General features: G+C 68.6%; 7 protein-coding genes. 2 read left to right on the forward strand and 5 right to left on the reverse strand.

Annotation, left to right across the window (positions count from 1 at the left end; genetic code table 11):
* Positions 1 to 99 precede the first annotated feature (99 nt).
* Positions 100 to 474 (reverse strand): helix-turn-helix domain-containing protein, encoded by a 375-nt coding sequence (locus I0Q12_RS23030; RefSeq protein WP_197255076.1) that lies wholly within the window; start codon positions 472 to 474, stop codon positions 100 to 102.
* Positions 475 to 562: 88 nt separating this feature from the next.
* On the opposite strand from I0Q12_RS23030, the gene I0Q12_RS23035 reads away from it, so the two are divergent.
* Positions 563 to 1,408, forward strand: coding sequence for an SDR family oxidoreductase (locus I0Q12_RS23035; RefSeq protein WP_197255077.1), 846 nt, complete (start codon positions 563 to 565; stop codon positions 1,406 to 1,408).
* A gap of 170 nt (positions 1,409 to 1,578) precedes the next feature.
* The gene (locus tag I0Q12_RS23040) at positions 1,579 to 2,472 is read left to right on the forward strand and encodes a hypothetical protein (RefSeq protein WP_197255078.1); all 894 of its coding nucleotides are present in this window, start codon (positions 1,579 to 1,581) and stop codon (positions 2,470 to 2,472) included.
* A 60-nt stretch (positions 2,473 to 2,532) separates the two neighbouring features.
* Here I0Q12_RS23040 and I0Q12_RS23045 read toward each other — a convergent pair whose 3' ends face one another.
* Genes I0Q12_RS23045 through I0Q12_RS23060 form a run of 4 tightly spaced genes read right to left on the reverse strand, consistent with a single transcriptional unit; the run spans position 2,533 to position 10,153 of the window.
* The gene (locus tag I0Q12_RS23045; RefSeq protein WP_197255079.1) at positions 2,533 to 3,240 is read right to left on the reverse strand and encodes a hypothetical protein; all 708 of its coding nucleotides are present in this window, start codon (positions 3,238 to 3,240) and stop codon (positions 2,533 to 2,535) included.
* On the reverse strand, positions 3,237 to 4,838 hold the full coding sequence (locus tag I0Q12_RS23050) for a serine protease (protein WP_197255080.1): 1,602 nt from the start codon (positions 4,836 to 4,838) through the stop codon (positions 3,237 to 3,239). Before I0Q12_RS23050 ends, I0Q12_RS23045 begins: the two co-directional genes overlap by 4 nt.
* On the reverse strand, positions 4,835 to 5,770 hold the full coding sequence (locus I0Q12_RS23055) for a hypothetical protein (protein WP_197255082.1): 936 nt from the start codon (positions 5,768 to 5,770) through the stop codon (positions 4,835 to 4,837). Before I0Q12_RS23055 ends, I0Q12_RS23050 begins: the two co-directional genes overlap by 4 nt.
* A 15-nt stretch (positions 5,771 to 5,785) precedes the next feature.
* The gene (locus I0Q12_RS23060) at positions 5,786 to 10,153 is read right to left on the reverse strand and encodes a TIR domain-containing protein (protein ID WP_197255083.1); all 4,368 of its coding nucleotides are present in this window, start codon (positions 10,151 to 10,153) and stop codon (positions 5,786 to 5,788) included.
* Positions 10,154 to 10,281: the final 128 nt, after the last annotated feature.

Raw genomic sequence — 10,281 nt, forward strand, 5'->3', positions numbered from 1 at the left:
TCGCGCTCGAGGACTCGGTGGTGACACTCGTCGTCCTGCGGTGAGCTTCGCTCAGTCGGCATTGATGGGCTTCGCTCTGTCTGCGCTGATGAGCTTCGCTCAGTGGGCGCTGTCGTAGCGCTCCTGGGCTGCAATCACTTCCGGCATCGCGTCCTGCACGAGTTCGATCAGGCCGCGCAGGTGCTGCGCGAATCTCGAACCCAGCTCCGTGAGGCGGTATTCGACGTGCGGCGGAACCGTTGCCCGGACGTCGCGTGCGACGAAGCCGTCGCGTTCGAGCTGCTGCAGGGTCTGCGACAGCATGCGTTCGCTGACACCGTCGATCCGGCGCCGGAGTTCCCCGAACCGGTGGGTGCCGTCGCCGAGAGCGACCAGGACGAGGGTTCCCCATCTGCCGGTGATGTCCAGCATCGTCCGGCGGGATTCGCAACAGCGCGCGAACACGTCCGCTGCGAGCGCTGGGTCCGAGGCCATGGTGCGACGATATCGCGACCGTCTTGCACTTACTAATAGTTAGTGCTGTGATGGTGGAGAAGTTGAAGCATCAACAACAGGAGTCGACATGACCATTGCAGTGACCGGAGCGACCGGCAATCTCGGGCGCCTGACCATCGCCGCGCTCCTCGAGCGGGGTGTCGCCGCGGCCGACATCGTCGCCGTGGTCCGGGATGCTGCGAAGGCCGCCGAGCTCGCCGAAAAGGGAGTGCAGGTGCGCGTCGCCGACTACGACGACGCGGACGCGCTGCGCGTGGCGTTCGCGGGCGTCGACAAGCTGCTGCTCGTCTCCGGCAGCGAGATCGGCCGCCGCGTCCCGCAGCACACCAACGTCGTCGAGGCCGCGAAGGCCACCGGCGTCGGATTCCTCGCCTACACCAGCATCCTCGACGCCCAGAACAGCCCGCTGATGCTCGCCGCCGAGCACAAGGCCACCGAGAACCTCATCGCCGAATCCGGCATCGCTCACGCGCTGCTTCGCAACGGCTGGTACTGGGAGAACTACGAATCGGCCGTCGGCACCGCCCGCGAGACCGGGGTGCTGTTCGGTGCCGCGGGAACCGGCCGCGTCGCGGGAGCGGCCCGCAAGGACTTCGCCGAGGCCGCGGCCGCCGTGCTGCTCGCCGACGACGCCGCCGGCAAGGTGTACGAACTCGGTGGCGACCGGCTCACCTACGCGGAACTCGCCGAGGCGCTGTCCGGCGTCGTCGGGAAGCCGATCGTGTACAAGGACCTGTCGCGTGAGGAGTACACGCAGGTCCTCGAAGGCGCAGGGGTACCGTCCCAGTTCGCGGCGGTTCTCGCCGACTCCGACGCGGGCATCGCCGCCGGAGCCCTCGACACCGACAGCGGCGATCTGCAGCGCCTGATCGGACGCGACGCGACCCCAGTCGCGGACGTGCTGCGCGGCTGATCTGCGCGGTGATTCGGAATCCGCCCACGCTACAGGGTGGGCGGATTCCGAATCATGCGGCGCATCAACCGATCCGACGGTTGTGCACAGGCGCGTCGTTCATCCACAGAAGTCCTGATTTCGGCTCGGAGTGGGTGGTTCGGCCGGATGGGATCGGGCAGGGTCGCCTCATGACCGACCCTCGACCACTGACCCGAACGCACCTGCTCGCGACGGGCTTCTCGGACGACCACATTCGTGCCGCGGTGCGGGCCGGCGACCTCGTCGCCCTCACGCGAGGTGTGTACCTGTGGCGCGCCGATCATGACCGGCTGGACGACCCCGCACGTCACCGGGTGCGGGCGCGGCACGTCGCGTCGACGATGCCGCCCGGCGCGGTGATCAGCCATGTCTCGGCGGCAACGCTCCTGAACCTGGACGTGTGGAACATCGATCTCGCGCAGGTGCACGTCTCCCGCACCGGATCGCACGGTCGCCGCACCCGGCACCTGCACGTGCACGCGACCACCTGGACCGACGATGACGTCGTCGACGTGGACGGTCTCGCTGTCACCTCTCCCGCACGCACCGTCGTGGACCTCTCCCGGGCTCTTCCTCTGGACCAGGCAGTGGTCGTCGGGGACTCGGCCCTGCGGAACTACCCGGACACGCTGGATCTGCTGCCCGCGGCGTTGGCGTCGGCCCGCCATCGCAGCGGGATCGCGCGGGCCGCGGCAGTCGTGCCGTTCCTCGACGCGCGCAGTGAAAGTCCCGGGGAATCGCTGTCGCGGGTGCGGATCGCAGAGAGCGGACTGCCTCGTCCCGTGCTCCAGCATCCGATCGTGTTGCGCGACGGACGACGCGTCCGTCTCGACTTCTTCTGGGAGCGGCACGGGGTGGCCGGCGAGTTCGACGGGGCCGGCAAGTACGCCGACCGTCGCGACGTGTTCGCCGAGAAACTCCGCGAGGACGCGCTGCGCGATCTCGGTCTCGAGGTCGTCCGCTGGACGTGGGCCGATCTGACGCGGTTCGACGTCGTCGCACAGCGATTCGAGCGGGCAGTCGCCCGGCAATCCACGCGGTGAGTGCGAAGTCGCTCACGCGACAGCGTGGGCGGATTCCGAAGCGGTGAGCGCATTTCGCTGTCAGCCCAGCAGTGCGGCCTCGAGCGCCGTCCGCACTGCGTCGGGTTCGGGCGCGACGACCGTGACGAGCGGGGACACCGCGGTCGCGGCGAGCAGATCCGCGGCGCGGCCGGTGCCCGCCAGCACGAGAACCGGGCGCCCCTCGGCCAGCGACTGTGTGACGTCGTCGCGCGCGATCCCGCCGCCGTTCGCGAGCACCGTGACGACGGGCGATCCCGCTGCAAGGGTTTCGGCGACAGCCCCGAGCCACGGCGTTTCGTCGCCCCAGTGATCCCCCGCGACGGCGACGATGTGGGTGTGATTCGGTTCCAGCGCGGCCGAATCGGGCAGTGTCCCGTCGTGTCCGGGCCAGCGCACCGTTCCTTCCGCGACGATCCCGAGATGCACTCCCTGGGCGCCGCTCCGGCGGCGTTCCCGTCCGACCAGTCCGATCACCCCGGAGTCCGTGCCGCCGTCGATCAAGGTCGCGCCGAAGGATTCGATCATCGCGACGAGCGGGACGAACAGGCGCTCGCAGAGAGCGGCGTCCGACGGTGCCATACCGTCCGCACCCCCGACGAGGACCACTGCGGGGGCACCGGGGGACACACCGGTTGCTCGCAGCAGTGCGGTGAGTCGGTCTCCCGGTCGCGGCGGTGTACCCGGCGGGACACGGATCAGGGCCAGCTCCCGTCCACCCACCTCGACCACGTCGCTGCCGACCGTCACGCCACCTCCCTGGCCTGGGGTGCGCGGTGTGCGAGCGCCGCGCGGAGGGCACCGACCGTGATCGCCTCGTTCGCCGAGTACGTACCGCCCTTGTGGTTCAGTCGCGGGATGTCGACGCCGCCTGCGTGGTGCAACCCGATGAGCCGCCACTGGTCGTCGAACACCGGACTGCCGGAGCTGCCTCCCTCGGTGGGCGAACGATAGTGCACCCGGGTGTCATCGTAGTCGAGCACGATGTTGTCCTGGAGCGAGAACTGCGGCTGTTGGAGACCGCGCGGGTGCCCGATCAGATACGCACGGGGCGGACGGGGTTCGAGTGCGGGCAGGCGTGCCGCGACGGGCAACGGTTCGAGGTCGCCGGGCCAGCCGTCCAGTTCCAGGACGGAGGTGTCCAGCCCCGCGCCGTCGGACGGGGCGTACCACCAGCAGCGCACCGGCCGGAAGCGGTCCGTGCAGGCGTCCAGCGCATGGAACACGACCACCGCGTCGCCGGCGGCAACCCCCTCGGGCACGACATGTCCGTTGGTGACGAGCACCCGCTCCGGCAGGTCCGGATGCAGATCCCGGCCGTCGACGACGAACCCGGTCCCGACCCCGTCCTCCGACGGTGTGCACACCTGCGCGACCGCGCGGCACCGCGACAGCCCGTGGCGGTACCACGTCAACGACTGGTAGCGGTCGTGGCCGAACACCTTCTCGAGGTGGGCGAGCCGGGCCGTGCCGACATCGCGATCGCGGACCAGCACGCCGCCGCCGTCGCGATGCAGAAGCGCCGAGCGCAGCAGCGGCAGCATGGTGTCGCCGGGCGCGGCCGCGGTGGTCAGTTCCCACACCTCCACCAGCTGCCGCAGCAGCGCGGCGATCTTGAACGCATCGACTCCCGGATCGGCGAGAAACGCGTCGAGCCATGTATCGGCACCTGCAGGATCGCCGAGTGCGACCTCCGCTTCGCAGGCGGTGGCAGCGCCCCACGCGTCGGGTTCGGCCGCGGTCTCGATCGCACCGAGCACCTGGGCGGCGAGTGCGCGGGACAACACGGCGGGATCGGCGATTCCGGGGACGGCGAGGCCGTCCCGATGTGCGCGGGCGAGCAGGGCTGCCGCATTGATCGCGTGCCACGGCCGGGCCGGTGCCTCGTCACGCGCCGTCAGATACGCGTCGAGTGACATTCGCAGGTGGTGCGCCCGACGCGGGAGGTCGCCGGTGGTGAGGAACAACTGTTTGTGGCACCGGCCGATCCCACCGCGCGCCTCGATCCGCTCCGACGCCGGCGTGTCCGGATCGTCGGCCAGCTCGGAATAGAGATGCAATGCGGCCGCCGGCATACCCCGGTCGACGAGCGCCTGGGCGTACTGCCGCCGCACCGCAGGAAGGTCGAGTCCGCGACCCAGTGCGGCGTCCGCGACGGCAATCACGTCGTCGAATCTGCGGTACCGGCGCAACCCGGCGAGCATCCGCATGACCTCTGCCGGAGGCTGTTCGGCCGATCCGCGCAGGAATCGGCAGTACTCCTGGACGATTCGGCCCACCTCCGGCCAGTCGAAAGTGCCTGCAGAGCGGGCGATCCGGTCGATCCAGGCGACGTCGACGGTCGTCATTCGAGGACCTGACGCAGGAAATCGCGGAGTCGGGGCTGGCCGAGATACTTGCCGATGCTGTGCCGCCAACTGCCGGTGTTCGACACCCCGACATCGGCGACCTTCCGCTGTCCGGCATGCAGGAAGTCGCCCGCGATCTGCCGGTCGAGTAATCCGCAGACCGGGTCGAGCGGGTCGTATACGTTGGTCCATCGGCCGTCGCCGAGGCACCGCGCCGGCCAGCCGTCGTTGCGAGTCCACGGTGGCGTCAGCCCGTCCTGGACCTCCGAGATCCCCAACGGGCTACCGACGGTGAGCAGCGCATCCACGCGCGGGGCGTCGTTGATCGCGGTCAGGGCGTCGTAGGCGATGACGCTGCCCAGGCTGTGTCCGACGACGACGTGGGGTCCGGGCTGGGAATCGCCTTCCTGCAAGGCTTTCAAAGCTCGCTCGCGGATATCGCTGCGAATTCGGAAGGTTTCGCCCGGTCGCGGCGTGAACGAAGCGTCGTAGAGGAAATGATGCACGTCGCGCAGGAACACCTGCATCAGCCGCTTCTTCACCGCGGGTGGCAGTGGGATCGCTTCGAGTTCCGTATCCGGCAGCACGAGCGTTTCACACTCACCGGGAACGGGTTCCACCGTGGCGACTCCGACTTCGAGGCCCAGTCGTTCGACGAATTGCCGCTCGTCGTCGGGCAGTTCGCAGATCCAGCCCGGATCCTGGACCTCGAACTCGGCGGCATCGTCCGGCCCGAGGGTGGACTCGTGGGCGGTGAACGCGGCAGCGGGCTGCGCGTAGAGCATGTCCGCCCAGTACACCATCGACGAGGTGACACCCATGGCGTCGAGATCGAGGCCGTCGTCGTCGAACAGCGCGATGCGCCATTGGTCCAGCAATTCGTCGGCCGGGGGCTTGTTGCCGATGCCGTGGACGAACGTCACGTGAGGCATGGTGGTACTCCTTCGTCATTCGGTGTCGGTGCCGGGAGGAAGGTCCGGGCACAACGTCTGGGGTTCGATGTCGGGGGAGATCCACTCGTGCCATTCGTCATCGGTCATGTTGCGGGTGAGCTTGGAACACAACATGTTCGATGCCTCCTCCGTTGTCGACGGCGGAAGATTCCAGATCCGGAGAGTGCCATCTGTCCCGCCCGAGACGAGGCGCCGTCCGTCGGACGTGAATGCGATGGCCGCTACCCACCCCGCGTGGCCGGTCATGGGTACCGCGATCAGCCGTCCGGTCTCGGCGTCCCAGAGACGGATGTCGCCCTCGGAGCCGCCGGAGACGATGTAGCGCCCATCCGGGCTGTATTCGACGCCGGCCGCCCCGCCGCGGTGTCCGGGCATCTCCGGTCCGAGGAGCCGCCCGGTTTCGGGGTCCCACTGCCGCAACGCGGAGTCCGTTCCGCCGGCGACGATGCGAGTGCCGTCCGGACTGATTCCGACGGGGAACACGGCGGCCTTGTCCCCGGATTCCACGGTATCGATCGACTGTCCGGTTTCCGGATCCCACAGCTGGAGACCCTGGACGAACGAAACCGAGAAGACCCGGTGGCCGTGTGCGGCGAACCCGACCACCTGCACTTCGGGCCCGACTCGGATGGGATCGCCGACCGGTGCGCCGGTGTCGGCGTTCCACAGTCGAACGGTGCCGTCGTCGCCTCCGGATACCAGGCGGTGACCGTCGGGGCTGAAGTCGATTGCGTTGACTGTGCCCTCGTGCCGGGCCTGGACAGGATCGCCGATCGGTTGGCCGGTGTCGGCGTTCCACAGTCGAACGGTGCCGTCGTCGCCTGCGGAGGCGAGCCGGCGGCCGTCGGGGCTGAAGTCGACGGTCCGGACGGCACCTTGTTGTCCGGTGAGGGGAGCTCCGACGGGCAGGCCGGTGCCGATATCCCACACTCGCACGGTGCCGTCGTCGCCGCCCGAGGCAAGGCGGTGCCCGTCGTCGGTAGCCGTGACGACCTCGATGGTGCCGTCGTGCCCGCTGAGTGCCCCGAGCGATTTTCCGGTGTCGAGGTCCCACAGACGTAGTGATTCGTCGTCCGCACTTGCGGAGACGATGCGGTGGCTGTTCGTGTCGGTCCCGATGCCGTAGATCCTTCCGGCACTGCCGGTCACCGGCAGTGCGGTGGTCGCGTCCCATGTCCGCACCGTCGCATCCCACCCTGCCGACAGCAACTGCCGGCCGTCCGGACTGAATGCCACACCGGCCACGGGCCCGTCATGCCCGGTGAGAGGTACGCCGATGGGTTGCTGCAGGTCGGTGTCCCAGGCGCGGATCGTCCCGTCGAATCCTCCGGAGACGACGCGTCGTCCGTCGGTGTCGAAGGCGACACTTGTCGCCGGACTCGGGGTAATCATGGGGTCGCCGATCTCACGGTGCGTTGCGACATCCCACAGTCGCACGGTGCCGTCGTCGCTGCCCGATACGATCTGCCGGCTGTCCGGGCTGAACGCGAGTGCCGTGACGACCCGAGTATGGCCCGTCATCGTCTCACCGACGAGGTCGTACCCAGGAGTGGACAGATCCCACAACCGGATTCCGTTGTCGGCACTTCCGGTAGCGAGCCATCGTCCGTCCGGGCTGAACGCGGTCGACTGCACCGAACCACCGACGAGAGCGGTCACCGGTTCGCCGTCGAGTTGCCCGGTATTCGGATCCCACCAGCGGAGCGCCCCATCGGAGTGCGTCGAAAGGATCCGGGATCCGTCGTCGGTGAATGCCAGGCTCGACACCATCGCCGTCTGGTCGTATGTCGGGGTGCCGATCGGTTGGCCTGTCGTGGAATCCCATACACGGACGACGCCGTTGTAGTCGCCCGACGCGATTCGTGTTCCGTCCGGACTGATGGCCACCCGGAACACGGCCGCGTCGCCGTGCTGCATCGGGTCGAGGACGGAAAGACCAGTCTGCGAATCCCACACGCGCACTGCGCCGCCGTCGTCGCCGGTGACGATCCGCGTGCCGTCGCGACTGTAGGTGGCACTGTGGACAATTGCGGGAATCTCGATGATCTTGAATAGGTCGCGGCGGTCGGCAGCAGCGCTGACCAGTGCGTCGGCGTCCGTTCGGGCGAAATGGGGGGCAGCGAGCAACTTGTTGATAGCGTGGACCTCGTTCCCGGTGCCATCGTCGGCAAGGATCGACTGAGCCTCGGCCACCAGCCGCGACGCGACCGCCTCGTCGCTTCGAGTGTCGGCGAGGCGCTCGGAGTGCAGCGCCCAGCCGGATGCAGCGGTTGCGGCGAGGGCAACGACCGCCATCGCCGCGAGAACCGTCCGCAACTTCCGCGACTGCTTCTGCAGGACGGTGGCGTATTCCTGAGCTTTCTGCCTCGCTTCCGTTTCCGCAACGGCCAGCGCTTCCGCCGCCTCTTGCTTCTCTCGCGCCGCCTCCAACTCCGCTTCGCGGCGGAGCTTTTCGTCGGCAACACGTTGGTCCTCCCGTTGCCGCGATGCGAGGAGGTACGGTCGAACCGGACTGAGGCGGTCCCGGAAGCCCTTTCGCGCAGACAAGGTTTCGGCGTCGGTCAGACGTTCGCCCTCGAGTAGCCACGCCTCTTGCCGATTGTTCTTCCGCCACGCCGCGGCAGCTCGTTCGAGCGCGTCGGCCTCCCGGAGGCTGTCGCGTTCCTCGTGGAGCCAGCCGGCGAGGTCGGTCCATTGCCGCAGCAGGCTTTCCAGGGCGACTTCGACGACGACGTCGCCGTCGCGCTCACCTTTGACGAGGAGCCGACGTGCGACCATCGCGTCGAGAAGCGGCCGGCTCGGCGCAGGCAGGTCGGACCACCGGGCGAGGCGACGCATCGGCTGGTCGGTGTACTGGTCGATGTTGGCCAGCCACGGAACGAACGCGGCGCGCAGGTGCTCGAGTTGTGTGCTGCGTTCGTCGGGATCGGAGGAAAGCAGGTTGTCGATCTCGGTCTGGACGACCGCGTGCATGCCGCCCATCGCGGTGTATTCGGCGAGGGTGAGCCGCCCGGAGCTGCCGTAGTCCTCGTAGAGCCGGGCCATGGTGAGTGCCAGCAGCGGGAGGGTGTCGGCGCCTTGCCCGCACGCGGACAGCAGCCGGTTCAGCAGGGCGGGCTCGACCTCGAGGGGACGTCCCGCGGCGGTGGCGCGGGCCGCAGGACCGCACACGACTTCCTTGAACTCGGTGCGCGGCATCGGCTTGAGCTCGTTGAACAGCTCGGATCGCACGTCCGCCAGCTCCGGGACGGTTTGCAGCGTCTCGAACCGGTCGGAGCGAATCGTCGCTGCGACGAGGAACAGGGGCTCGTCGTCGCCGGTGGAATGGCGTGTGAGCCGGGCGAGGAGTGTCAGAAACTGCGATGCCTGGGGTCCCGCGTCCGCCGCGAACAGTTCTTCGGCCTGATCGACCGGCAGGATCAGGGTCGGCAGGGGTGCATTGCCGGTGTCGTGGAGCAGCCGATCGGATGCCTTCTGTCGAATCTCCCTCAGCCATTGTGTGACCCGTGTGGCATCGCCCGATCGGCACGCCGCCTTGATCTCGCCGAGCGGGGGTGCGGGCAACCCCAATTCGGCGCGTGTCGTATGAATCGCGCGGGCCAGTCCGTGCTCGCCGGTCAATGCGGCGCGCTCCGGGCGCACGATGCCCAGGGGAAGGAAGTGCCGGTCGTCGCGGCGCAACCGGGGGAGCAGGCCCGCTCGCAGAAACGACGACTTGCCCGCACCGGACGGCCCCAGCACGACGAACAGCGACGCGGACCCCGACGCCCGCATGCCCCGCAGCTTGTCGAGCCCACTGATGATCTGCTCGTCGCGGCCGAAGAAGACGGCGGCGTCCTGCTCTTCGAGAGGTTCCCACCCGCGGTAGGGAGCCCGGTCCGGGTCGCCGGGCGGTGGCCACGCGAAATGTTCGGCACCCACCCCGGCGTCGCGCAGGCCGCGCAGCAGCCTTCGCAGCCCCTCGGTACGGAACACGATCGGTTCGCCGTCGACCGTGATCTCGGTGGTCGGCCCGTCACCGAACAGGTCGCAATGTTGCCATTCGTGGGTGTACCGGCCGGCCGTCGCGTCGAGTCGGGCGCAGAAGATCCGTTTGTTCAGAGTTTCGGCAGTGCGGTATTCATTGGTGCATTCCTGCGACGACTCCCAGTCGGTCGAGAGCAGGCACACGACGGCCTCGCAGCGTGCCGCGGTCCGGGTGAGCGCATCGCGCCACCGCACCCCCGGCGCCAGCCCGGTGTCCGGATCGATGTCGAGGAAGATCTCCCCGGCCAGGCTCGGTTCGTTCTCGACGAGCCAGCGCATGAGCGCGACCGCCTGCCGGCTGTCTCGGCTGGAATGGCTCAGGAATATGCGGGTCATCGTCTGCTCCGCTCGCTGCGGGGAACTATGACCTCAGCGTTCCGCGCGGCGTCGTCGCGGGCACGAGTAGCCGACTACTCGATTTTCGCCGTCACCCGCCGATCGACGCGGTGACTGCGAATCCGCTC

This window comes from Rhodococcus sp. CX (assembly GCF_015865005.1).
Taxonomy (GTDB): Bacteria; Actinomycetota; Actinomycetes; order Mycobacteriales; family Mycobacteriaceae; genus Rhodococcus.

What these genes read in the sequence shown, in the direction of transcription:
- I0Q12_RS23035 (WP_197255077.1), top strand. Translation starts at nt 563, where the DNA reads ATGACCATTGCAGTGACCGGAGCGACCGGCAATCTCGGGCGCCTGACC.
- I0Q12_RS23060 (WP_197255083.1), bottom strand. Translation starts at nt 10,153, where the DNA reads ATGACCCGCATATTCCTGAGCCATTCCAGCCGAGACAGCCGGCAGGCG.
- I0Q12_RS23050 (WP_197255080.1), bottom strand. Translation starts at nt 4,838, where the DNA reads ATGACGACCGTCGACGTCGCCTGGATCGACCGGATCGCCCGCTCTGCA.
- I0Q12_RS23055 (WP_197255082.1), bottom strand. Translation starts at nt 5,770, where the DNA reads ATGCCTCACGTGACGTTCGTCCACGGCATCGGCAACAAGCCCCCGGCC.
- I0Q12_RS23040 (WP_197255078.1), top strand. Translation starts at nt 1,579, where the DNA reads ATGACCGACCCTCGACCACTGACCCGAACGCACCTGCTCGCGACGGGC.
- I0Q12_RS23030 (WP_197255076.1), bottom strand. Translation starts at nt 474, where the DNA reads ATGGCCTCGGACCCAGCGCTCGCAGCGGACGTGTTCGCGCGCTGTTGC.